The organism is Cellulomonas sp. P24 (assembly GCF_024704385.1).
Taxonomy (GTDB): domain Bacteria; phylum Actinomycetota; class Actinomycetes; order Actinomycetales; family Cellulomonadaceae; genus JAJDFX01.
In genome coordinates this window covers 654,159-676,932 of the sequence record NZ_JAJDFX010000002.1, presented here as the reverse complement: position 1 = coordinate 676,932, position 22,774 = coordinate 654,159, and the positions used below count along the sequence as shown (strand labels likewise).

Here is a 22,774-nt window from a genome sequence, read left to right as displayed (position 1 = left end):
TCAGGCGAGACGCCCGACGTACGCCATGGCCTGCCGCAGCAGGAGACCCTGCCCGCCGTTCATCTCGACCTGGACCTGCTCGCTCGCCGCCTGCTCCGGGGTGAGCCAGGCGAGGTCCAGCGCATCCTGCTGAGGCTCGCAGTCGCCGGAGACCGGCACCACGTAGGCCAGCGACACCGCATGCTGGCGCGGGTCGTGGTACGGCGTCACACCCGGCGTCGGGAAGTACTCCGCGACGGTGAACGGCTGCGGGGAGGGCGGGACCTGCGGCAGGGCCATCGGGCCGAGGTCCTTCTCGATGTGGCGCAGCAGGGCGTCGCGGATCCGCTCGTGGTACATCACCCGGCCCGACACGAGCGCGCGGGACATCACACCCTCGGGGGTCACGCGCAGCAGCAGACCGACGGCGACCACGTCGCCCGACTCGTCCACCCGGACGGGAACGGCGTCGACGTAGAGCAACGGGAGCTGCGTGCGGGCGCGGGCGATGTCGGCGGCTGGGAGCCAGCCGGAGGGGCGCACGGGTTCGGGGAAGTCAACGGTGCCGGTCACGATGCCTTTCTACCGTGCGGTGGAGGTCGCGCATGCCCCGACGCGCACCTGTTGGGAATACTGGACCGCATGCGGGCGCTGTAGGCGTCGGCCGAGAGCGAACCGGAGGGACAACAGTATGAGCACCACACAGCTGACCGCGGACACGATCCAGAAGACCATCGAGGACAACGACATCGTCCTGGTCGACTTCTGGGCCGAGTGGTGCGGTCCGTGCAAGCGTTTCGGACCGGTCTTCGAGGCGTCCTCGCAGACCCACCCGGACATCGTGCACGGCAAGGTCGACACCGAGGCCGAGCAGGGCCTGGCCGCCGAGCTCGGGATCACCTCGATCCCGACCCTGATGGCGTTCCGCGAGGGGATCCTCGTCTTCAACCAGGCAGGCGCGCTCCCGGGTCCGGCCCTCGAGCAGGTCGTCGCCGCCGTCAAGGGCCTCGACATGGACGACGTCCGCGCGCAGATCGCCGCAGCGGGCAACTGACCCGCGTCGGTCGAACGACCGTGACCGCGACCGACCAGCCCATCGGGCCGGTCGGTCGCGGTCGTCATGTCTACGGTCCGCCCGACGCGCCGGTCACCGTCGTGGAGTTCGGCGACCTCGAGTGCCCGTACTGCCGGGCCGCCGCACCCGTCCTACGCGAGCTCGTCGACACGGCCGCGGGGACGGTCCGCCTCGTGTTCCGGCACTTCCCGCTGTTCGAGGTGCACCCGCACGCCCTGACCGCGGCGCTGGCCGTCGAGGCCGCCGCGTCCCAGGGGGCGTTCTGGCCGATGTTCGACCGACTGGTCAGCGGTCCGGTCGACCTCGGTGACGCGGCGCTCCGGGCGGCAGCCGACGAGCTCGGTCTCGACGGGAGCCTCGTCGTCGGGGAGGCCGCCCAACGGCACGGCGACTGGGTCGAGGAGGACTACGCCGACGGTCGCGCCCTCGACGTCCGCGGGACGCCGACGCTCTTCGTCAACGACGAGCGGTTCAGCGGACAGGTGACGCTCACGGCGTTGCGTGCCTGCGTCGCCCAGGCGCTCGGCGCCGGCCGCGGAGTGCCGACGGTCGGGGCGCAGCGCGGGAGCCCACCGACCTGAGCGCCCGGCACGTCGGGATCTCTCGACGGGTCGGCGCGCCTGTGCCGCTGTCCGGGCCTGCTGACCCGACCTGCCGACTCGGTCGGCGGAGTGGCCGACGTCGGGCGTCAGCTCGCCCGTTCTCCTCACCCGACCGGCTCGAGCCACGGCCGCGGCGGCAACGCGTCGGGCAGCCCCGCGGGTGAGCACAGCGGGAGTCGCTCGCCGAGGATGCGCAGCAGCGCGGTGCCAAGGAGAGCGGCGATCAGCGACCCCGCGAGGATGCCGATCTTCGCCTGCTCCCGCAGCGCGTCGTCGCTGAAGGCGAGCTCGGCGATGAACAGCGAGATCGTGAAACCGATCCCGGCGAGCATCGCGCCGCCGAGCAGGTGCCCGTACCGCACCCGGCCGGGTAGCTCGCCGAGACCTCTGCGCAGCGCGAGCGAGGACACACCGAAGATCCCGATCGCGTTGCCGAGCACGAGGGCGACGACGACCCCGATCGTGATCCGGGAGTGGAGCGCGCCGGTCAGTGCGGGTCCGTCGAGCCGGATGCCGGCGTTCGCGAGACCGAACAGCGGGACGACGGCGTAGGCGCTCCACGGGTGCAGGAACCGTTGGGCGCGGTCCGCGGTCGGGACGGCGGCGCGGGCGGCCAGCTCGGTCAGGTGGGCACGGTCGGCGGTCGTGCGTTCCTGCAGCCGCCTGGCCCAGGAGGGCACGCTGTCCGCATGCACCCGCGCGGGGGGCCGTGCGGGCAGCAGCAGCCCGACCAGGACCCCGGCGAGGGTGGCGTGGACGCCGGACGCGTGCACCGCGAGCCAGAGCGCGACACCGATCGCCGCATACGGGCCGAGGCGCCAGATCCGCAGCCAGCGCAGCGCGACGATCCCGAGCGTCAGCACCGCTGCGACCCCGAGCGGGAGCCAGTCGACGTGGGGCGTGTAGAACACGGCCATGACGGTGATCGCGCCGATGTCATCGACGATCGCCAGCGTCAGCAGGAACAGCCGCAGCTGGTCGGGGCACCGGGGGCCGAACAGGGCCAGCACGCCGACGAGGAACGCGGTGTCGGTCGACATCACCACCCCCCAGCCGTGCGCCGCCTCACCGCTGTGGTTCACGAGCACGTACAGCAGCGCCGGGACCGTCAGGCCGCCGAAGGCCCCGAGTGCCGGGACGGCGATCGCGCGCGGGTTCCGGAGGTCGCCGACGGTCGCCTCGCGGGAGATCTCCAGCCCGACGACCAGGAAGAACACGGCCATCGCGGCGTCGTTGACCCACCCGTGCAGGTCGAGCTCGAGGCTCGTGCCGCCGACATGGAACCCCGCGGTCGTCGACCAGAGGTGGACGTACGACCCGGGCGCGAGGTTCGCCCAGACGAGCGCGACCACCGTGGCGGCCAGCAGCAGCACGGCGCCGCCGGCCTCCGTGGACAGGAACGTCCGCACCGACGGTGCGAGCAGGGGGAGATGAACCCGTGCCTGCGGTCCCGGTCGTGCGGAGTCGGTCACGATCACCCCCTGCCGTGAGACCTGCCGTGCCGTGAGACCTGCCGTACGACCTACGCACCCGTGCTGCGAGACGGTGGTGCGGGAGACGGGAGTCGAACCCGCACGCCCTCTCGGGCACCAGGACCTAAACCTGGCGTGGCTGCCATTTCACCACTCCCGCGGTGGCGGCGAGGATCGGGTCCTCGCCGCCGTCGGACCGGCCCCGTGGCGGCGGCCGATCCGGAGCCCTCTCAGTCGATCCCGAGGTCGCGGCGGAGCTTCGCGACGTGCCCGGTGGCCTTGACGTTGTACTGCGCGAGCTCGACGACCCCGTCGGGGTCCACGACGACCGTGGACCGGATCACCCCGGTGACCGTCTTGCCGTACAGCGACTTCTCCCCGTACGCGCCCCAGGCGGTGAGCACCGACCGGTCGGTGTCCGAGGCGAGCGGGAACGTCAGGGCGTCGCGCTCGGCGAAGGTCGCGAGCTTGCCGACCGGGTCGGGGGAGATGCCGACGACGGCGTACCCGGCGCCCTGGAGCGACGCCAGGGAGTCACGGAAGTCGCAGGCCTGGGTCGTGCAGCCCGGTGTCATCGCCGCAGGGTAGAAGTACACGACGACGTGCTGACCACGGAGGTCGGAGAGCGTGATCGAGCCGCCGTCCGCGGTCGGAAGAGTGAAGTCAGGTGCGGTGTCGCCGACCGCGAGTCGAGTGGCCATGGGACGAGCCTAACGAGGACGTACAGTCGTCGCGTGAACGACGTCCACTCCCCGTCGGGACCGCCGACGGCAGGCGCCTCGGAACGCCAGGTCTCACCGCTCCCGATCCGCATGCTCCACGACAGGCTCCTGGTCGAGCTCGACGCGGACGCCTCCGAACGGCGGTCGGCCGCCGGGATCGTCATTCCCGCCACGGCGGTCGTCGGGAAGAGGCTCGCGTGGGCGCGCGTCGTCGCCCTCGGCCAGCAGGTGCGTCAGGTGGCGCTCGGCGACACGGTGCTGTTCGACCCGGAGGACCGCTCCGAGGTGGAGCTCTCCGGCAGCACGTACCTGCTGCTGCGGGAGAAGGACGTGCACGCCGTCGCACGGCCTGACGCGACCGGCGAGGGAACCGGCCTGTACCTCTGAACGTTGGATGTTCGACGCGGCGAGCCGTGAGGACGCTGCGTCACGACTGGACCATATGTGTGATTCTGGTGAGAGTTGCCCGGAACAGGTTGCGCGCCGGGACCGGCCGGTGGTCCAGTGTCCCGACAGGTATGAGAGGCGGACGGCATGAGTGAGGATGCGATGGCTGACACGAGCGGCACCGAGTGGCCGGCCGGCGCCTCTGCGGACTCCGACACCGTGATGGGTCTGCTCGCCGAGCACGTCCCGCTCGCGCTCCTGGCCGACCTCGCCGCACCCGGTGGCCCGGTGTCCCAGGAGATCCTCGAGTCAGAGGGACTGCCCGATGACGCCTGGTGGGAGGCCGCCGACGACGCACCGTCGACCGGCGGCGCGAGCAGCTGACGACCGGTTCGCACTTTCGGCCGGAGCGGTGGTAACGTTCTGCACCGCGCGCCATTAGCTCAATTGGCAGAGCAGCTGACTCTTAATCAGCGGGTTCGGGGTTCGAGTCCCTGATGGCGCACCACGAGAGGCCCCTGGCCTGCGGCAACGCAGACCGGGGGCCTCTGTCGTGCCGCCGAACGAGGCCGTTCCCCAGGCGCCACCCCAGACACCCCCACCCCGCGTCGCACGTGTGGCGAGTCTCCGCGCTCCGCGCCGCACGTGTGGCAGGTCTCCGCGCTCCGCGCCGCGCATGGGGCGGGTGGGGCGCCTGTGGCAGGTTCTCGCGCTGCGCGCCGCACGTGGGACGGGTGTGGCCAGTGGTGCTGGTGGTGCGTCTCATCGTTCACATGGTTCCCACTGTCACCTGATGCGGCGCGGAGCGTGGCTGCGCTGAGTCGGGCTGCGCTGGATCGGGCTGCGCTGGATCGGGCTGCGCTGGATCGGGCTGGGTCGGACCGGGGGTCGGGCTGGGCTGGGCTGGACCGGGGGTCGGGCTGGGCCGGGTCGGACCGGGCTGGATCGGACCAGGTCGGGCTGGGCTGGACCTGGCGTGATCGGACGGGCCGGGGGGTCGGTGACGGGGCGAACGCCGAACGGTTCGGGCGCTAGCGTGGCGGGTGTGATCGGGCGGATCGACGAGGTCGTGGTGGACTGCGCAGAGCCGCTGGCGCTCGCCGAGTTCTGGGCGGCGGTGCTCGGCGGGGAGGCGCGCATGCGCGATGCCGACTGGTGCTACGTCGATCCTCCGGGTTGGACCCGGTTGGCGTTCCAGAGGGTTCCGGAGGGCAAGTCCACCAAGAACCGCCTGCACCTCGACGTCGAGGTCGACGACATCACGATCGCGATCGCCGCAGCCGTGGCCCTCGGAGCCGTCGCGGTCGGCGAGCAGCACCACGCCATCGCAGGGTCCTTCCAGGTTCTGCTCGACCCCGAGGGCAACGAGTGGTGCGTCGTCCGTGCGGCGGCGCCGTCGCATCATGCATGACGACCCACCGCGCGACAGCTGACGACCCACCGCGCCACGGCCGATGACCCGCCGCGTCCCGGCTGACGACCCGCCGCGTCACGCGCGACGAGCCGGCCTGCAATGACCGACGACCCGGCGCGTTCCTGCGAAGGCGCCGGTCCTCAGGGTGCCGTGGTCGCGGCGTCGAGCGCGAGGTCGAGGTCGTGCATGATCTGCTGGCACTCGGCGACGTCCCACGGGGTCCCCGAGAGCTCGAACTCGAACAGCACCGGGCGGCCGGAGCGCTTCGCGATCGTCCGGCACGCCATCTGGTAGTGGCGTCCGAAGTTCCGGTTGCCGCTGCCGATGACGCCGACCATGCGTCGCCGGTTGTTCTCCGAGACGAGGAACCGGCGCACACCCTCGGGCACCGTGTCGTTGCTGTCGTTGCCGGTCTTGTACGACGGCGTCAGGAGCACCCACGGACCGTCGACCTCGGACAGCCGGTGCTCGCGCTCGGCGAGGTTGAACACGGGGCGGTCCAGACGCTCGGCGAACGTGCGGACCAGGCCGCTGGAGCTGGAGTAGTAGTAGATCGGCGTGAGTCTCATCGTTCGCACACCCAAGCAGGAGCACGCATGTCCCACACTGGGACGAAGGTCCTATGGGTGGTGGCCCGTACGCACCGGGCGACGCGATGACCCTGGGACGGTCGAACCGTGCCGACGGACGGAGCAGCATGAGCGAGAACGCCGAACAGGTCGTTGACGTCGTCGTGGTGGGAGCGGGTGCCGTCGGCGAGAACGCCGCCGACCGCGCAGGTCGCCACGGATTACAGGTCGCCGTGATCGAGGGGGAGCTCGCCGGCGGTGAGTGCTCCTACTGGGCATGCATGCCCTCCAAGGCCCTCCTGCGGCCAGGAGCGGTGCTGGCAGCCGCCCGGTCGGTGCCGGGCGCGGGAGAGGCCGTCACCGGCCGGGTGGACGTCGCAGCGACTCTGGCGCGACGGGACGTGGTGACGTCGCACTGGTCCGACGACGGTCAGGTCGACTGGCTCACCGGCGCCGGTATCGCCCTCGTGCGCGGTCATGCCCGCTTCACAGGACCACGTGAGCTCGAGGTCGAGGGACCCGACGGCACGACGACCCGCGTGGTGGCCCGTCGCGCGGTCGTCCTGGCGACCGGCAGCGACCCCGTCGTGCCCCCGATCCCCGGACTCGCGGAGTCCTCCCCGTGGACGAGCCGCGAGGCGACCTCGGTCGAGGCCGTGCCGGCGTCGCTCGTGATCCTCGGCGGCGGCGTGGTCGCCGTCGAGATGGCCGTCGCCTACACCGACCTGGGCAGTGCGGTCACGGTCCTCGTCCGCGGTGACCGGTTGCTGCCCCGCGCGGAGCCGTTCGCCGCGCAGGAGGTCGCCGACGGGCTCCGGGACCTCGGCATCGACCTCCGGCTCGGCACGCGGGCGACGACGGTGCGGCGCGACGGCGACGGCGTGCACCTGGTCCTCGACGACGCAAGCGAGCTGCACGCGACCGAGGTCCTCGTCGCGACCGGTCGCGAGCCACGGACCACCGACCTCGGCCTGGAGACGATCGGGCTGCTCCCCGGCGCTCCTGTTGCGGTCGACGATGCGCTGCAGGTGACCGCGGTGGCCGACGGGTGGCTGTTCGCCGTGGGGGACGTGACCGGGCGCACCGCGACGACCCACCAGGGGAAGTACGACGCCCGGGTCGCCGGTGACGTGATTGCGGCCCGGTTCGCGGCGGACCCCGGGTCCGAAGGGGAGGAGCGTGCCCGCGAGGAGCGGTCCGCAACCGCGTGGAGCCGCTACCGGGCGACCGCCGACGCGGGTGCCGTGCCGCAGGTCGTCTTCTCCCGCCCCGAGGTCGCCTGGGTCGGGCTCACCGAGGCGGAGGCGCGTCGTCGCGGCCACGACGTCCGGACGGTCCGGTACGCGACCGGGTCGGTCGCCGGGGCGTACGTCGCCGCCGTGGGGTACGTCGGCACGGCTCAGCTCGTCCTGGACGACGCGGTCGGGACGGTGCTCGGGGCGACGTTCACCGGGCAGGACGCGGCCGAGCTGGTCCATGCGGCGACGATCGCGGTGACCGCCGCCGTGCCGATCGACCGGCTGTGGCACGCCGTTCCCGCCTACCCGACGGTCAGCGAGGTGTGGCTGCGCCTGCTCGAGGCCGCCGGCTGCTGAGGACAGCAGCCGGCGGCCAGGAACCGCGACGGGGTCTGGTCAGGACGCGAGCGAGGCGTCGCTCGAGAAGATCAGACCGAGGGTGATCTTGCCCTGGCGGAGCGCGTCCTTGGTGAGGTTGCCGCCGGCGTCGAGCGACGTGAACTCGGTGATGTCCAGGCCGTACGTCGACTTCAGACCGACCTCGCAGAACGTGCGGTCCGGGCACTCCGGCGGGCCGCCGAGGATGATCCCGCCGCAGGCCGAGGCGAGCTGGGACAACGTCTTCACCTTGTACTTGTCGGCGAAGGCCGTGGTGACCGCGAACGCGTTCTGGTCCTGCGCGGCGGCGGGCGTCCCGAAGCTGAGGCCGACGCCGGAGCCGAGCTCGGTGAGCTTCGCGACGGTGGCCGTCAGGTCCGGCGTGGCCACCGCGGGGGCGTTGGCGCCGTTCTTCTTGGTGTTGAGGAACTCGGTGAGCGTGCTCACGTACTCGGGGACGACGGTGATCGCACCGGACTCGAGGTCCGTCAGGTACAGCTCACGGTTGCCGACGTCCTGGGTGGTCGCGTCGTACCCGGCGCTCGCGAGGACGTCGGCGTAGATGTTCGCCAGGGTCGCGCCCTCGGAGAAGTTCGGTGCGCCGACGACGACCTTCTTGCCGGCACCGACCTTGTCGGAGGCTGCGAGTCCCTTGTCGGCCACGAACGCCTTCGCCACCTGGACGGAGGTCTTGCGGTCGACGTCGACCGACTTGTTCAGGCCGACGAGGGTCGGGGTGTCGAGCACCGCCGAGACCGAGTCGAGCAGCGTCGTGAGCTCCGGGTCGGCCGAGGCGGCCGCGGCGTTGATCGCCGGGATGATGTTGTCCGGGTTCTGCAAGTGCTTGTCATCGGTCAGGGCGACGAACGTGTCGCCCGCGACGGGCGCGCAGGTCGGGAGCCCGGAGGACGCCGCGGACGTCGCGGCCGGGGTGGTGGTTCCCGAGGATCCTGGCGCTCCGCACCCGGAGACGAGGAGGGCGACGGCGGCCAGAGTGGTCGCTGCCGTGGTCAGGGTGGCGCGGTGTGAACGCATCGAGCGTCTCCTGTCGGCGGGGTTGGGGACAATTCGAACCTGGCGATCCGGCTCGCGCAAGCCCATACCTCATCCGGCTTGCAGCGATCGCACTGCTCGTGGGGTGAGAACCCGCTGACCGACCGCGAGAATTCCCTCGACGAGGAGGCAGAGCGTCGCGACCAGCGCGCCGCCGGCGATGACCTGCCCGTACCGCTGGGTGCCGAAGCCCTCGACGACGATGCGCCCCAGCCCTCCTCCGCCGACGAGAGCCGCGAGCGGGATGGTCGCGACCACCTGGACGGCCGCCGTCCGCAGGCCCGCGGCGATCATCGGACCGGCCAACGGGATCTCCACCTGCACCAGGATGCGGAGGCCGGACATCCCCATCCCGCTGGCGGCGTCCCGGACGTCGGCGTCGACCCCGCGGATCCCGGAGTAGGCGGTCGCGAGGATCACGGGCAGGGCGAAGACCGCCGCCGCGAGGACGGTCGGACGGTCGCCGAAGCCGATGCCGGTGGACGCGAAGATCGTCAGCAGGGCGAACGTCGGCAGCGCGCGTGAGACGTTCGTGGTCATCACGGTCGCCGTCCCGACCCGCGCCGCACGACCGCTGTGCCCGAGCCCGATGCCCACCGGGAGCGCCACGACCGCAGCCAGCGCCACAGCCAGGACGGACATCGTCAGGTGCTCGACCGTCAGCGCGACGATGCCACCGGACCCCGACCAGTTGAGCGGGTCGTTGAGCCACGCGAGCGCGAGCTGGAGGTAGCTCATACCGAGGCGGCCGATCTCGCCCAGGGCGTCAGGAGGCGCCCGACGAGGGTCAGGGCGACGTCGAGGACGAGCGCGACGGCCAGGCACAGCAGCGTCGCCGTCATGATCTGGGCGTGGTACCCGCTCGAGAAGCCGCGGAACATGAGCTGGCCGAGCCCCCCGTACCCGATCACCACGCCGACGGTGACGAGCGCGACCGTGCTCGCCGATGCGAGCCGGAGGCCCGTCATCACGCTGGGCAGCGCGTTCGGCAGCTCGACGGTGAGCAGCAGCCGCCATCGTCCGTACCCGAGCCCCCGTGCGGCGTCGCGCACGTCCGGGTCGACGCCGCGCAGCCCCACCAGGGTGTTCCGCACGATCAGCAGCAGCGCGTACAGCACGAGTCCGGTGAGGACGGTCGTGCGGCGGTCGCGCAGGTACGGGTAGACGATCGCGAACAGCGCGAGCGAGGGGATCGTGTAGAGGACCCCGGAGGTCCCGAGGACGAGCCCGGCGAGGCGTGGGCGCAGGTGGGCGATCGCCGCGAGCGGCACCGCGACAGCGAGCGCGACCAGGAGGGCCTGCACGGTCAGCGTGGTGTGCTGGACGAGGTACCGCGCGATCTCCGCGGAGTTGTCCTGCACGTAGGTCCACGACAGCCACGGGTTGGCGGGCGGGTCGACTCTCATCAGAGCGAACGTACCCGGACTCCGGCGGCAAGGCGATGCCGGGTGGATCGTCGTCGGTGGCGCCGGGTAGCGTCGACGCATGGCGACCCAGGGCACGACGGACCCGGTCATCGAGTTCCGGTCGGTCCGCAAGGAGTACCCGGACGGCACGATCGCGGTGGGCGACCTCGACCTGGAGGTGCGCCCGCACGAGCTTCTCGCGCTGGTCGGGCCGTCGGGCTGCGGCAAGTCGACGACCCTGCGCATGGTGAACCGGCTGATCGAGCCGACGTCGGGGCAGGTCCTCCTGGAGGGCGAGGACGTCACGACGGTCGACCCGGTGGCGCTCCGGCGCCGGATCGGCTACGTCATCCAGCACGTCGGCCTGTTCCCGCACCGCACCGTGAGCCAGAACGTGGCCACGGTCCCACAGCTGCTCGGCTGGGACCGCCGTCGCACCCGGGAGCGGGTGGGCGAGCTGCTCGAGCTCGTCGGCCTGCAGCCGTCCACCTACGCGCGGCGCTACCCCCACGAGCTCTCCGGTGGCGAGCGGCAGCGCGTCGGGGTGGCGCGCGCCCTGGCCACCGATCCGCCGGTGCTGCTGATGGACGAGCCCTTCGGTGCCGTCGACCCGGAGGGCCGTCGGCGGTTGCAGACCGAGTTCCGCCGGATCCAGCAGGACCTCGGGACGGCGGTGATGCTCGTCACCCACGACATCGACGAGGCCGTGCACCTCGGGGACCGGATCGCCGTGTTCAGCCCGGGTGGGGTGGTCGAGCAGCTCGACGTCCCCGTCACGCTGCTCTCCCGGCCGGCCAACGCGACCGTCGAGGCGTTCATCGGCACCGGGCGCGCGGTCCGTCTTCTCGGACTCGGACAGCTGCAGCTCGAGGACGTCGTGACGATCGAGGGGGGCGCCGAGTCCGCCGACCCGGATATGACGTCAGGGGTCTCCGTCGAGCTCGGTGCGACGCTCGACGAGACGCTCTCGGCCCTGGCCGCCGCAGGGCGTGACCGGGTCGGGGTGACGCGGTCCGGGACGCTCGTCGGGCACGTCACCGCCGCCGGGTTGCTCGCGGCGCTGCACCGGCTGTCGGACGGCGATCTCACGGTCGGGTCCGGCCGGTGACCGCCGGACGTCCGACGCGGGTCTGGCGGGCTCCTGTCGGTAGTCTGCTGGCGTGACGACTCCTCGCATCGCCCTCGCGACCTGCACGGCCCTCCCCGACCTCGACGCGGACGACGCCCCGCTCATCGGTGCGCTCGCGGCCCGCGGGGTCGAGGCGGTCCCGGTGATCTGGAACGCCCCGGGAACCGACTGGACGGCCTTCGACCTCGTCGTGATCCGCAGCACGTGGGACTACACCGAGCACCCCGGTGACTTCGTCGCATGGGTGCGCAGCCTCCCGCAGCTGCTCAACCCCGCCGAGGTCATCGCCTGGAACGTCGACAAGCGGTACCAGCGCGACCTCGACGAGGCCGGGGTCCCCACCGTCCCGACGATCTGGCTCGACCCGGAGCGGAACTTCGACTCGCGCGCGATCCACACGAGGTTCCCGGCGTTCGGCGACTTCGTCATCAAGCCGACCATCAGTGCCGGGTCGCGGGACACCGGGCGGTACCAGGCGGACGTGACGCCGTCGCGTTCGCTCGCGATCACCCACGCGAAGAACATCCTGCAGAGCGGCCGCCACGTGATGATCCAGCGGTACCTCACCCAGGTCGACACGGTCGGTGAGACGGGCATGGTCTACATCGACGGGGAGTTCAGCCATGCGGTGCGCAAGGCGCCGCTCCTCGAAGGTCCGTACCGGGCGAACGAGGACCTGTACCGGGTCGAGACCATGAGCTCCCGCGAGGCCAGCCCGGCGGAGCGCGAGGCGGCGGACCGCGCCATCGCCGCGCTGCCCGGTCTCTTCCCGGGCGTCGACGGTCCGCTGCTCTACGCGCGGGTCGACCTCCTCCCCGACGACGCCGGCAACCCTGTCGTCCTCGAGCTCGAGCTGACCGAGCCGTCGATGTTCCTGGCACTCGCACCAGGGGCGCTCGACCGGTTCGCCGACGCGATCGCGCGCCGGGTCGGCGCCTGACGCGAGGCGCCTCGCCGGGTGGTGCGACGGCGGGCTCAGAGACAGCAGAACGCGCCCTGGCTGATGCCGGGGCGCGTTCTTGTCCGCCCGCCGCCGAGCTGCGGCATGAAGGAGCGGATACGAACGAGCGGCATGCCGGGAGTGAGCGACGATGCGCGATGTCGCCGCCGAACTCATCCGCAGACTTCGCCCCCGTAGGCGGGGTGGTAGGACCGCGCATGGCTGTCGAGGAACCCGTGCGGGTCTCCGGCCGCGAGGATCGACATCGCGAGGATCGTGCCGTCCGGCTTCTGGTAGACCTTCTCGTCATTTGAGATCTCGAGGACGACGATGCCGTTGGCATCATTGATCTGCCAGAGCGCCATGTCGCCCGACGCCGCGGGAGAGGCAATCAATGTTGCGTCCGGCTGGGCGCTCTGCAACTCGGCAAGTGAGGAACCGATCCCGATCCCGCCTTCCAGGTGTGGTCCTGTGGACCACACGTCGATGCGGGTCAGTTCACCGGAGTTGTCGGTCCACAGCGAATATGGGCCGAAGACCTCGGGGAACGGGCCGACCCATCGGCCGGGCACGTCCGTGCCCGCGCAAGCATCTGCTTTCCAGACCGCGAGCGGAGACGTGGCAGCGCCCTGGGTCAGATGTGTTCCGACCCGTAGGGGTGCCACGCCCGATGCCTGCAGCTTCCCAGGCGCAACGATGATCGCCGCGGCGGACAGAGTGGGGCTCGGCGAAGGTACGTCCGTGGGCGCCGCGGTGGGAGCGGATACCGAGCCAGTCGTCACACCGACGGTCGGGAACGCCGATGCGACCGGTGCGGGCATGTCCGCAGCAGATGTGGCCCCTGTGCACCCTGAAAGGACGAAGGGTGCGGACGCACATAGAAGAATGAGAACGACGGTCGAGCCCCTGCGATTGATCACTCTCGGTACCTGCTCTCGACTTCACGTCATGGATACGCCGGAGTCAGCGTGAATCTGAGCCCCCTGGATGGTCCGACGGCCGTTGATCCGGCTGTCGGACGTGGCTCCCACACTAAGCGTGCACTGTGAGCGGCGCCGAGGATTGCGGCGCGCGACTCCGTGACTTCTCGCGCTCTCGGTCGCATGGGGAGCGCCCTGCGTGTTCGTCCAGAGTGGGTGCCCACCACAGGGTCTTTCGCCTCCCGGTCGTCGCCGGGCCGGTACCGATGACGGGCCGGTGCCGATGACGGGCCCAGAGACAGCAGAACGCGCCCTGGCTGATGCCGGGGCGCGTTCTTGGTGGGGTGGCTAACGGGACTTGAACCCGCGACCCCCTGGACCACAACCAGGTGCTCTACCAACTGAGCTATAGCCACCACGGCCTGTTGCCGGGCCAGCGAAAAGTGTACCGGAGCCGGGGGAGTGGTTCTGCGCGTCGCTCCCGCGGGGCCGCTGGCCGCGCGTCAGAGCGCGGCGGATGCGGTGTCGGAGCCGTCGGGAGCCGCGCCGCTGCCCGCGACCGCTGCCGCCGTCGCGGCAGGCGTCGCCACCGGCCGTGCGACCGACGTCGCGACGATCTGGTCCGCGATGGCCTTGGCCGCCTTCGAGTCGGGGCCCGGTTCCGGGACGAGCAGGGCGGCACGGTAGTACCGGAGCTCGTCGATGCTCTCGAGGATGTCGGCGAGCGCCCGGTGCCCGCCGTTCTTCTGCGGCGACGCGAAGTAGACGCGCGGGTACCACCGGCGCGCGAGCTCCTTGATCGAGGAGACGTCCACGATCCGGTAGTGCAGGTGCCCGACGAGCTCCGGCATGTCGCGCTCGAGGAAGGCCTTGTCGGTCCCGACGGAGTTGCCCGCGAGCGGGGCCTTCCCCGGGTCCGGCACCCAGGCGCGGACGTACTCGAGCACGGTGGCCTCAGCCTCGGCGAGCGTGGTGCCGCCTGCGAGGGCGTCGAGCAACCCGGAGGTCGTGTGCATGGTGCGGACGAAGTCGCCCATCTGCACCAGCGCCTCGTGCGGTGGACGGATGATCACGTCGACGCCCTCGCCGAGGACGTTGAGCTCCGAGTCCGTGACGACGGCAGCGACCTCGACGAGCGCGTCGGCGCCGAGGTCGAGGCCTGTCATCTCGCAGTCGATCCAGACGATGCGGTCCGTGCTGCTGGGGGAGTGGTTGCTCAGGCTCACCGGGTCAGCCTACGGCCCGCCCGGCCACGAGCGGGGATCCGGTGGGGGTGGCTCCCGGTGGGGCGCCGGGGCTGGGCGCGGTGCGGAGGCTGGGGTGTGGCCGCGCTCGAGGATGTGTGCGTGCGGGTGCGGCGGCGGCACCGTCGCGGCGACGAGCGCGGCGACCACGACGGCGACGGCGACGCCACCGGCCACGAGGAGCGAGGTGAGCCAGGGCTGGCCCGCCCATCGCAGGACTCCGGTGATCGTCGCCGCCGCCACCACGGCGAGAGCTGCGCGCTCCCACCAGAGCCCGTGACGCCCAGGGGCCGGAGGACCGGCCTGGCCGGCGGTCGCATGGCGGCCCATCAGCGATCCGCGAGGGCGGGTCGGACGGGCAGCGGTGTGATCACCGGTCCATCGTGTCAGATCTGGGGCGTCGGTTCGGCGCCTCAGCGCAGTCGGGCAAGCGGCCCGAAGCACGTCGACATCGCGGTGTCCGCGACGAGATCGGGTTCGGTCGGTCGGGTGTGGCAACCCGGGCTGGGGGTGTTCCGTCGTGACGGCCCGGGTCGTGGTGGTCGGAGGAGATTGAGCAGGAAGGTGGGCATGGTGCTCTCCGTCGAGGGTGGGAAGGAGGGGCCTGGCCGGGCCCGGGAGATCACCGCGGTGACTCTGAGACAACCACGGCGGCGGTGGTGCTGTCGCCCGATTTTCTGGCCGACAGGGTCGCTGGCGTGCGGGTTCACGCCCTCCGGCGGCGCGGTGCGGGCCGCTCCGGAGCGCGTGAAAGGATTCCTTCGTCACTCTCGTCATTGGAGGAGCTGTCCGTGCCTGCTGAGAACCTGACCCGCGACGAGGCCCGTACCCGGGCGTCGCTCGTCGAGGTCGCTGCCTACGAGGTCGCCCTGGACCTGACCACGGGTCCGTCGACCTTCGCGTCACGCACGACGATCCGGTTCTCGGCCGAGCCCGGGTCCGCGACGTTCGTCGACCTGATCGCCCCCGAGGTCCACCGGATCGAGCTCAACGGGGTGGCCCTCGACCCCGGGGCGGTGTTCGCGGACTCGCGGATCCAGCTCGACGACCTCGCGGCGGACAACGTCCTGACGGTCGAGGCCTCGTGCGCGTACATGAACACCGGCGAAGGCCTGCACCGGTTCGTCGACCCGGTCGACGACGAGGTGTACCTGTACTCGCAGTTCGAGGTCGCGGACTCACGCCGGGTGTTTGCCGTGTTCGAGCAGCCCGACCTCAAGGCGACGTTCGCATTCACCGTGACGGCACCCGCGCACTGGGAGGTCGTGTCCAACTACCCCGCCCTCGGTGCACCGGTCCCCGTCGACGGCGGCGTCAACCGGAACGGCGGCTCCGACCGCGGCACCGCGACGTGGACGTTCGAGACCACACCGCGGATCTCGAGCTACGTCACGGCCGTCGTCGCCGGGCCGTACCACCGCGAGACCGGGGAGCTGACCAGCAGCGACGGCCGGACGATCCCGCTCGGTGTGTACTGCCGCCAGTCGCTCGCCGCGCACCTCGACACCGACAACATCGTCGACCTCACCCGGGCGGGCTTCGCCTTCTACGAGAAGGCGTTCGGCGTCCCGTACCCGTTCTCGAAGTACGACCAGCTCTTCGTCCCGGAGTTCAACGCCGGGGCGATGGAGAACGTCGGTGCGGTGACGTTCCTCGAGAGCTACGTGTTCCGCTCCAAGGTCCCCGACGCGATGATCGAGCGTCGCGCCGTGACGATCCTGCACGAGCTGGCGCACATGTGGTTCGGCGACCTCGTCACCATGCGGTGGTGGGACGACCTGTGGCTCAACGAGTCGTTCGCGGAGTACGCGTCCACGCTCGCGGCGTCCGAGGCGACGCAGTGGACCAGCGCCTGGAGCACGTTCTCCTCGCTCGAGAAGAGCTGGGCGTACCGGCAGGACCAGCTGCCGTCGACGCACCCGATCGTCGCGGACATCCGCGACCTCGAGGACGTCTCGGTGAACTTCGACGGGATCACGTACGCGAAGGGCGCGAGCGTGCTCAAGCAGCTCGTCGCGTGGGTCGGGCGCGAGCAGTTCCTTGCCGGTGTCGGGTCGTACTTCGCGAAGCACGCCTGGGGGAACACCGAGCTCCGTGACCTCATGGTCGAGCTCGAGGCCACCAGTGGGCGCGACCTGTCCCGGTGGTCGTCGCTGTGGCTCGAGCAGGCCGGGCTCACGCTGCTCCGGCCGGTGATCACCTCGGAGACAGGACCGGACGGCACCGAGGTCGTCTCCTCCTTCGCGATCCGCCAGGAGGTCCCGGCGGAGCACCCGGAGGCGCCGGTCGACGCGCTGCGTCCGCACCGGCTCGCGGTCGGTGGCTACGACGTCGTGACGGAGGGCGGGGTGTCGCGGCTCGTGCGGACCTCGACGGTCGAGCTCGACGTGGCGGGTGCGCTGACCGATGTCCCGGAGCTGGTCGGCCGTCGTCGCCCCGACCTGGTCCTCGTGAACGACGACGACCTCGCCTACGCGAAGATCCGGCTGGACGAGCGGTCGCTCGAGACGGCGCGCCTGCACCTGTCGACGTTCACGAGCTCGCTGCCGCGGACCCTCGTCTGGGGGGCGGCGTGGGACATGACCCGCGACGGGGAGTGGCCCGCACGGCGGTTCGTCGACCTCGTCCTGGAGAACATCGAGCACGAGACCGACTCGTCGGTGGCGCTCGTCCTGCTCCGCCAGCTCTCGACGGCGCTCGACCTGTACGTCGCCCGGGAGGACCGTGACGCGATCGACCGTGCCACGACGGACCGGCTGGTCGTGGCTGCCCGGCGCGCGGAGCCAGGCAGCGACCTGCAGCTTCAGCTCGTCAAGGTGCTGGCCGGCCGGGCAGCGGCACCGGAACATCTCGACGTGGTGGCGGGGCTGCTCGACGGCACCGGCCCGCTCGACGGGCTCAGCGTCGACACGGACCTGCGGTGGGAGCTCCTCACCTCGCTCGTCACGGCCGGTCGGCTCGGTGCCGACGCGATCGACGCCGAGCTCGGACGGGATGCCACGGCGACGGGCCAGCGGGCGGCGGCGGCGGCGCGTGCCGCGATCCCGACCAAGGAGGCCAAGGCGGCGGCCTGGGCTGCGGTCGTGGAGAGCGACACGCTGCCGAACGCGGTGCACGAGGCGACGATCGCCGGGTTCGGACGGGTCCACGACCGGTCCCTGCTCGTCGACTTCGTCGAGCCGTACTTCGCGGCGCTCGAGACCGTGTGGGCGACCCGGACCAACGAGATCGCCCAGAACATCGTGGTCGGGCTGTACCCGGTGGATCTCGCGGATGAGCCCGGTGTGGACGTGCTCGCCGCCACCGACGCGTTCCTGGACGGTCTCGGTGACCGCACCCCGGCTCTGCGGCGGCTCGTCCTCGAGGCACGTGACGGCGTTCGGCGCGCCCTCCGTGCGCAGGAGGTCGACCGCGCCTCGGCCTGACCGGATGGCGCGACGTGGTGGATGGCGCGAACAGGTGGATCGCGCGGGGAGGTGGGGTGGTCGCGGGTCGACCGCCCCACCTTCTCTGCCAGTCACGGAACGCAGCCGTCGGTGACGGGCCGCGGCGGTCAGCGACGGAGCGTGCCTGCCCGCGACGGAGCCGTGCCTGTCAACGACGGAGCGCGGCCGTGAGGGAACGCAGCCGGGCGTTGTCGAACAGGTCGTCCAGCAGCACGACCTGCCCTGCGCTGTCGGCGAGCGGGACCATCCAGTTCGGGTACTCCCGATCGGTTCCGGGCTGGTTCTGGGCGCGGCGTTCACCGACGGCGTCGACGAGCGCGACGCCGATCAGGACCGACGGCGTCTGGAAGATCCACCGGTGCATGGCCTCGACGACCTCACGCTCGGTGGGGTCGGGGCTGATGAGTCCCCGTGCGGCGAGCTGCGCGAGAAGGGCCTGACGCTCGTCGCGCGCCTTCTTGTGCACCACGGCAGCGGGTTCCGTCAGCAGGCCGAGTCGTTCGCGGATCGCGACGTGCTCCTCGGCGAGATACCCGGCGGTCGGCGGGAGGTCGTGCGTGGTGACCGTCGACATCGCCAGCTTGCGGTAGTGCTCCGGTGGCATCGGGCCGCCGTCCTCGTTCTCGAACCAGAGCACCGACGTCCCGAGGATGCCGCGCTCCTCGAGGTAGCCACGCACCCACGGCTCGAAGACGCCGAGGTCCTCGCCGATCACGATCGCCCCGGCCCGATGAGCCTCGAGGCACAGGATGCCGATCAGCGCCTCGTGGTCGTAGCGGACGTACGCGCCGGCGTCGGCCCCGCGGCCTCCGGGGATCCACCACAGCCGGAACAAGCCGATCACGTGGTCGATCCTGATGGCACCGGCGTGGCGGAGGATCGTGCGAAGCATGTCCCGGTACGGCGCGTAGCCCGCACGCGCGAGCGCGTTCGGACGCCACGGCGGCTGGTTCCAGTTCTGGCCCTGCTGGTTGTACATGTCCGGGGGAGCACCGACCGTGACCCCGGCGGCGAACACGTCACGCTGGGACCACGCCTCGGCACCATCCGGGTGCACACCCACCGCGAGGTCGTGCATGATCCCGATCGACATGCCACCTTCGGTCGCGGCCTGCTGCGCGGCTCGGAGCTGGAGGTCCGCCACCCACTGGAGCCAGCAGTAGAACGTCACCCGGTCGGCGAGCTCGGTGCGGGCACGGGCGACGAGGGCGGACGACGGGTCGAGGGCCTCGGCGGGCCACGCGTCGTCGTGCTGGTACCGCTCGCACAGCGCCGACCAGAGCGCGAAGTCCTCGAGACCGGCACCCTGGTCCTTGCGGAACTCGTCGAAGGCGGCCTGCCGCGCGCGGGACCGAGGCGCCTGGAACACGACCTCGAGGGCTGTGCGCTTCGCTGCCCACGCGGCGTCGCGGTCGATCGGGCCGTCGCTCGTGTCGGACGGGAGCACGGACTCGGCAGCCCACTCGACGAGGGAGCGATCGGCAGCGGACAGGTACGCCGTCTCGCGGATGTCCTCGACGCGGAGGTAGAGGGGGTTCATGAACCGCCGAGTCGCGGGGCGGTACGGCGACGGCGACATCGGGCCGACGGGCTCGGCGGCGTGCAAGGGGTTGACCATGAGGAAGTCCGCACCGCAGTCGCGTGCGGCGAGCCACGCGAGGTCGGCGAGGTCGGCGAAGTCGCCGATGCCCCACGACGCGCGCGAGCGCACCGAGTAGAGCTGAGTCATGAAGCCCCAGGCGCGACCGTCTCGCAGCTGTTCCGACAGCTCGATGCGGGCGGGGGTGACGACCAGCTGACAGCGTGCCGACCCCCGTGGGGACTCGGCGTGGAGCTCGTGCCAGCCGAGCGGCAGGTCGGTGGGCACGGCGAACGTGGCACGCCCGACCTTGCGTCCGTCGATGGTGCGCGGCTCGACGTAGACGTCGAGCTGGACGAGGTCGCGTCGCCCGCCTCCGAACTCGGGGTCGAGCTCGGCCCATACGGTGACCGGGTCGCCGTCGGTCACGTGCACGGCGAGCTCGTGGTCGGTGCCCGCACGGACGACGACGACGGGTGGGAGCATCTGTCGCCACGGGTCGTCCTCGGCGTGCGCGAGGGCGACCTCGGCACGCTCCGGTGACGTCGCGTCAACGCCGAGGGCTCCGAGCACCGCGATCAGCGTCTCCGGGGAGACCCACCGGTGCGTGCCGTCGAACCCCCAGTAGTCGGGCACCACGCCGTGTGCGGCCGCTAGCCGCATCAGCTGATCGGGAAGACCCACTACCGTCTCGGACACGACACGATCCTGCCAGAGAGCGGGGAGCGGTCCGGGGACGAACGTCGTGTCGGGCCGATCAGAACCGTCCGGCCGTGGTGTCGTGAGCGCCGGCGGGCGCCGACCGGGTCACCGGGTCCGGACGCAGGCGGACATGGCCCTGACGCGTCAGGGCCGAGGTACCCGAGGCCCGTCGGCGACGTCTCCGGGTCCGGTCCGCTCAGCGCAGGCCGTCGAGCTCCGCAGCGAGGTTGTCCGCCTCGGGGCCGACGATGACCTGGACCACGCGACCGGAACGTACGACGCCGAACGCGCCCGTCTCCTTGAGCCCGCCCTCGTCGACCAGCGCAGGGTCGGCGACCTCGACGCGCAACCGTGTGATGCACGGCTCCAGGTCGACGACGTTCGCGGCCCCGCCGAGGGCCACGAGGATCTGCTCTGCCTTGCTCATAGAACTCCCCAGGTCGCGCACACCCCACCGGTGTGGTGCTCCACAGACTAGTCCGCGCGGCTCACCACCTACGACGCGCCGATCGGCACCCTCGTGGCGGTGAGAAGATGGCGCGGTGACCTTCACCGACCCGGCCGCGTCGTTCTACGCATCGATCGGCGGACACGAGACCTTCGAGCGGCTGGTCGAGGCCTTCTACGCCGGAGTCGCCGAGGACGACCTGCTCAGACCGATGTATCCCGAGGCGGACCTCGGGCCCGCGGCGCGCCGGCTGACGATGTTCCTCGAGCAGTACTGGGGCGGTCCGTCCACCTACAGCGACGAGCGTGGGCACCCACGGCTGCGCGCCCGGCACGCGCCGTTCGCCGTGACGCCGCAGGCACGGGACCGCTGGTTGCGGCACATGCGGACGGCGGTCGAGTCCCTCGGTCTGGCGCCCCTCGACCAGGCGATGCTCTGGGACTACCTCGAGCGTGCCGCGCACTCACTGATCAACACTCCGGAGGACGGGACGCGGTGACCACATCCGACCAGGGACGGGCCGGGATCGGGCCGGTCGACAGCACACGGGCAGAGCGCGCACGGACGGAGGGAGCCGGCGACGGAGCGGCACGGGACGCAGCTCCCGCTGCACCGGACCCGACGCGCGAGCTGCTCGATGCGCTCGAGATCCGCCGCGTCGACGACGACACGTTCGTCGGGCAGAACCTGCCTCAGCTCAACGGTCGGGTCTTCGGCGGGCAGGTGCTCGCGCAAGGGTTGATCGCCGCGGGTCACACGGTCCCGTCGGACCGGCTCCCGCACTCGTTGCACGGGTACTTCCTCCGGGCCGGCGCCGTGGACCAGCCCATCACCTACGCCGTCGAGCGGTTGCGCGACGGCCGCTCGTTCACGGCGCGCCGGATCCATGCGCTGCAGGACGACGTCCCGATCCTCTCGATGATCCTGTCCTTCCAGGAGGATCAGCCGGGTCTCGACCACGCGGTGTCCCCGCAGCCGCACGCCGGTCCGGATGACATCGACTCGGCGGTCGAGGTCCTGGGGTCCCTCGACCACCCGGTCGCGCAGTTCTGGACGCGCTACGCGGCCTTCGACGTCCGGCACGTCGGGTCGTCCCTGTACCTGGGGCCGGCAGTACCTGGCGTCGAGGGGGACGGTTCCTCCGACCAGCAGCGGGTGTGGATGCGAGCCCGTGGTGTCGTCCCGGACAGCCAGCTCGTGCACCGGGCGCTGCTCGCGTACGTGTGCGACCAGGTGATGCTCGAGCCGGTGCTCCGACGACACGGCCTGAGCTGGGCGACGCGTGGACTGTCGATCGCGAGCCTCGACCACGCGATGTGGTGGCACCGCGACGTCCGGGTCGACGACTGGCTGCTGTTCGAGCAGTCGTCGCCGTCAGCTCAGGGCGGACGGGGTCTCGGGCTCGCCCGTGTCTACACGCGGGACGGGACGCTCGTGGCGACGATCGCGCAGGAGGGGATGGTGCGCGCGCCGCAGGCGTGAGCCGTGCCGTGCAGCGAGCCGCGCCGCAGGTCGGCCGGTGCACGAGCTGCGGCGCGCGGAACCCTCAGCGGTCGCGGTCGTTCCGGCGGCGGATCCGCACGGGCTCGTCGAGGTACGGCAGCCAGGCGGCCCGCTCGTCGGGGGTGATCCGCCGTGGAGCGCCTGTGGTCGCGTCGACGAGGACGAGGGTGGTCCGCGCTCGGGCGTAGACCTCGACGGGCTGACCGGTTCCCTCGTCCTGGTCGGTCACCTCGTAGCAGACGTCGATGCTGGCCCCGCCGAGGTGGCCGATCCACAGGGTGATCGCCACCGGTGAGCGGCGGTAGCCGAGCGGACGGACGTACTCGATCTCCTGGCTCGCGACGAGGGTCGTCGTCTGCGCGCCGGGCCCGGCGTCGAGCACCGCGGTGGGCCACCCGCCGTCGGCCGGAGGCGCCGGGTGTCGCCAGAAGGCCTCGATGCGCGCCTCTTCGAGAAGGCGCAGCATCTCGACGTTGTTGACGTGGGCGTAGGCGTCCATGTCGGACCATCTCAGCTGGACAGATATGACGATCCGGCTCATCGCTGCTCCCTGGACGTCGCTCCGGAC

24 protein-coding genes and 3 tRNA genes are annotated in these 22,774 nt (G+C 71.5%); 12 read left to right on the top strand and 15 right to left on the bottom strand.

Annotated features, from left to right (window positions below; genetic code table 11):
* The gene (locus LJB74_RS03245) at nt 1-552 is read right to left on the bottom strand and encodes an NUDIX hydrolase family protein (protein WP_259307172.1); all 552 of its coding nucleotides are present in this window, start codon (nt 550-552) and stop codon (nt 1-3) included.
* Nucleotides 553-670: 118 nt separating this feature from the next.
* Here LJB74_RS03245 and trxA point away from each other — a divergent pair, with 118 nt between their 5' ends.
* Together trxA and LJB74_RS03235 are read left to right on the top strand one after the other, a co-directional pair.
* Entirely contained in the window at nt 671-1,033 is a 363-nt protein-coding gene (gene trxA, locus LJB74_RS03240; RefSeq protein ID WP_259307171.1) for a thioredoxin, read from the top strand.
* A gap of 20 nt (nt 1,034-1,053) precedes the next feature.
* On the top strand, nt 1,054-1,635 hold the full coding sequence (locus LJB74_RS03235; protein WP_259307170.1) for a DsbA family protein: 582 nt from the start codon (nt 1,054-1,056) through the stop codon (nt 1,633-1,635).
* Between the two features lie 125 nt (nt 1,636-1,760).
* Here the strand turns inward: LJB74_RS03235 and nhaA are convergent, their stop codons facing one another.
* The 3 genes from nhaA to bcp form a co-directional block, all read right to left on the bottom strand.
* Nucleotides 1,761-3,128 carry a Na+/H+ antiporter NhaA gene (gene nhaA, locus LJB74_RS03230; RefSeq protein ID WP_259307169.1) on the bottom strand — a complete coding sequence of 456 codons (1,368 nt, stop codon included), beginning with the start codon at nt 3,126-3,128 and terminating at the stop codon, nt 1,761-1,763.
* Between the two features lie 74 nt (nt 3,129-3,202).
* A tRNA-Leu gene (locus LJB74_RS03225) sits at nt 3,203-3,288 on the bottom strand.
* A gap of 70 nt (nt 3,289-3,358) precedes the next feature.
* Nucleotides 3,359-3,829 (bottom strand): thioredoxin-dependent thiol peroxidase, encoded by a 471-nt coding sequence (gene bcp, locus LJB74_RS03220; RefSeq protein WP_259307168.1) that lies wholly within the window; start codon nt 3,827-3,829, stop codon nt 3,359-3,361.
* 111 nt (nt 3,830-3,940) lie between these two features.
* On the opposite strand from bcp, the gene LJB74_RS03215 reads away from it, so the two are divergent.
* The 4 genes from LJB74_RS03215 to LJB74_RS03200 all read left to right on the top strand — a co-directional run bounded on the left by LJB74_RS03215 (nt 3,941) and on the right by LJB74_RS03200 (nt 5,648).
* Complete coding sequence (locus LJB74_RS03215) at nt 3,941-4,237, top strand: co-chaperone GroES (protein ID WP_259310269.1); 297 nt, start codon at nt 3,941-3,943, stop codon at nt 4,235-4,237.
* A 162-nt stretch (nt 4,238-4,399) separates the two neighbouring features.
* Entirely contained in the window at nt 4,400-4,621 is a 222-nt protein-coding gene (locus tag LJB74_RS03210; protein ID WP_259307167.1) for a hypothetical protein, read from the top strand.
* 48 nt (nt 4,622-4,669) lie between these two features.
* Nucleotides 4,670-4,745, top strand: a tRNA-Lys gene (locus LJB74_RS03205).
* A 537-nt stretch (nt 4,746-5,282) separates the two neighbouring features.
* Nucleotides 5,283-5,648: a VOC family protein gene (locus LJB74_RS03200; protein ID WP_259307166.1), complete on the top strand. Its 366-nt coding sequence runs from the start codon at nt 5,283-5,285 to the stop codon at nt 5,646-5,648.
* 143 nt (nt 5,649-5,791) lie between these two features.
* Here LJB74_RS03200 and nrdI read toward each other — a convergent pair whose 3' ends face one another.
* Nucleotides 5,792-6,220, bottom strand: coding sequence for a class Ib ribonucleoside-diphosphate reductase assembly flavoprotein NrdI (gene nrdI / locus LJB74_RS03195; RefSeq protein ID WP_259307165.1), 429 nt, complete (start codon nt 6,218-6,220; stop codon nt 5,792-5,794).
* Nucleotides 6,221-6,348: 128 nt separating this feature from the next.
* Between nrdI and LJB74_RS03190 the strand changes: the two genes are divergently transcribed.
* Complete coding sequence (locus LJB74_RS03190) at nt 6,349-7,815, top strand: NAD(P)/FAD-dependent oxidoreductase (RefSeq protein WP_259307164.1); 1,467 nt, start codon at nt 6,349-6,351, stop codon at nt 7,813-7,815.
* 39 nt (nt 7,816-7,854) lie between these two features.
* Here the strand turns inward: LJB74_RS03190 and LJB74_RS03185 are convergent, their stop codons facing one another.
* The 3 genes from LJB74_RS03185 to LJB74_RS03175 all read right to left on the bottom strand — a co-directional run bounded on the left by LJB74_RS03185 (nt 7,855) and on the right by LJB74_RS03175 (nt 10,295).
* Nucleotides 7,855-8,871 carry a glycine betaine ABC transporter substrate-binding protein gene (locus LJB74_RS03185; protein ID WP_259307163.1) on the bottom strand — a complete coding sequence of 339 codons (1,017 nt, stop codon included), beginning with the start codon at nt 8,869-8,871 and terminating at the stop codon, nt 7,855-7,857.
* 69 nt (nt 8,872-8,940) lie between these two features.
* The gene (locus tag LJB74_RS03180) at nt 8,941-9,627 is read right to left on the bottom strand and encodes an ABC transporter permease (protein WP_259307162.1); all 687 of its coding nucleotides are present in this window, start codon (nt 9,625-9,627) and stop codon (nt 8,941-8,943) included.
* Nucleotides 9,624-10,295, bottom strand: coding sequence for an ABC transporter permease (locus LJB74_RS03175; RefSeq protein ID WP_259307161.1), 672 nt, complete (start codon nt 10,293-10,295; stop codon nt 9,624-9,626). The genes LJB74_RS03180 and LJB74_RS03175 overlap by 4 nt, the downstream gene beginning before the upstream one ends.
* Nucleotides 10,296-10,374: 79 nt before the next feature.
* Here LJB74_RS03175 and LJB74_RS03170 point away from each other — a divergent pair, with 79 nt between their 5' ends.
* Entirely contained in the window at nt 10,375-11,403 is a 1,029-nt protein-coding gene (locus LJB74_RS03170; RefSeq protein WP_259307160.1) for an ABC transporter ATP-binding protein, read from the top strand.
* A 52-nt stretch (nt 11,404-11,455) separates the two neighbouring features.
* Nucleotides 11,456-12,364 (top strand): RimK family alpha-L-glutamate ligase, encoded by a 909-nt coding sequence (locus tag LJB74_RS03165; RefSeq protein WP_259307159.1) that lies wholly within the window; start codon nt 11,456-11,458, stop codon nt 12,362-12,364.
* Nucleotides 12,365-12,537: 173 nt separating this feature from the next.
* On the opposite strand, the gene LJB74_RS03160 is transcribed toward LJB74_RS03165, so the two are convergent.
* From LJB74_RS03160 to LJB74_RS03145, 4 genes are all read right to left on the bottom strand, one after another.
* Nucleotides 12,538-13,185, bottom strand: coding sequence for a hypothetical protein (locus LJB74_RS03160; protein ID WP_259307158.1), 648 nt, complete (start codon nt 13,183-13,185; stop codon nt 12,538-12,540).
* A 439-nt stretch (nt 13,186-13,624) separates the two neighbouring features.
* A tRNA-His gene (locus tag LJB74_RS03155) sits at nt 13,625-13,700 on the bottom strand.
* Between the two features lie 87 nt (nt 13,701-13,787).
* Complete coding sequence (orn, locus tag LJB74_RS03150) at nt 13,788-14,504, bottom strand: oligoribonuclease (RefSeq protein WP_396125212.1); 717 nt, start codon at nt 14,502-14,504, stop codon at nt 13,788-13,790.
* Nucleotides 14,505-14,519: 15 nt separating this feature from the next.
* A complete protein-coding gene (locus LJB74_RS03145; protein ID WP_259307156.1) occupies nt 14,520-14,858 on the bottom strand; it encodes a hypothetical protein in 339 nt (112 codons plus the stop codon).
* 461 nt (nt 14,859-15,319) lie between these two features.
* Between LJB74_RS03145 and pepN the strand changes: the two genes are divergently transcribed.
* Nucleotides 15,320-17,953, top strand: coding sequence for an aminopeptidase N (gene pepN, locus LJB74_RS03140; protein ID WP_259307155.1), 2,634 nt, complete (start codon nt 15,320-15,322; stop codon nt 17,951-17,953).
* A gap of 169 nt (nt 17,954-18,122) precedes the next feature.
* Here pepN and malQ read toward each other — a convergent pair whose 3' ends face one another.
* Both malQ and LJB74_RS03130 read right to left on the bottom strand, forming a co-directional pair.
* Nucleotides 18,123-20,216, bottom strand: a complete 2,094-nt coding sequence (gene malQ / locus LJB74_RS03135; protein ID WP_259310268.1) for a 4-alpha-glucanotransferase — start codon at nt 20,214-20,216, stop codon at nt 18,123-18,125.
* A gap of 235 nt (nt 20,217-20,451) precedes the next feature.
* Nucleotides 20,452-20,682: a PTS glucose/sucrose transporter subunit IIB gene (locus LJB74_RS03130; RefSeq protein WP_259307154.1), complete on the bottom strand. Its 231-nt coding sequence runs from the start codon at nt 20,680-20,682 to the stop codon at nt 20,452-20,454.
* A 115-nt stretch (nt 20,683-20,797) separates the two neighbouring features.
* Here LJB74_RS03130 and LJB74_RS03125 point away from each other — a divergent pair, with 115 nt between their 5' ends.
* Nucleotides 20,798-21,202: a globin gene (locus LJB74_RS03125; protein ID WP_259307153.1), complete on the top strand. Its 405-nt coding sequence runs from the start codon at nt 20,798-20,800 to the stop codon at nt 21,200-21,202.
* A 131-nt stretch (nt 21,203-21,333) separates the two neighbouring features.
* Nucleotides 21,334-22,185: an acyl-CoA thioesterase II gene (locus tag LJB74_RS03120; RefSeq protein ID WP_259310267.1), complete on the top strand. Its 852-nt coding sequence runs from the start codon at nt 21,334-21,336 to the stop codon at nt 22,183-22,185.
* Between the two features lie 64 nt (nt 22,186-22,249).
* Here LJB74_RS03120 and LJB74_RS03115 read toward each other — a convergent pair whose 3' ends face one another.
* Nucleotides 22,250-22,747: a thioesterase family protein gene (locus tag LJB74_RS03115; RefSeq protein WP_259307152.1), complete on the bottom strand. Its 498-nt coding sequence runs from the start codon at nt 22,745-22,747 to the stop codon at nt 22,250-22,252.
* Nucleotides 22,748-22,774 lie beyond the last annotated feature (27 nt).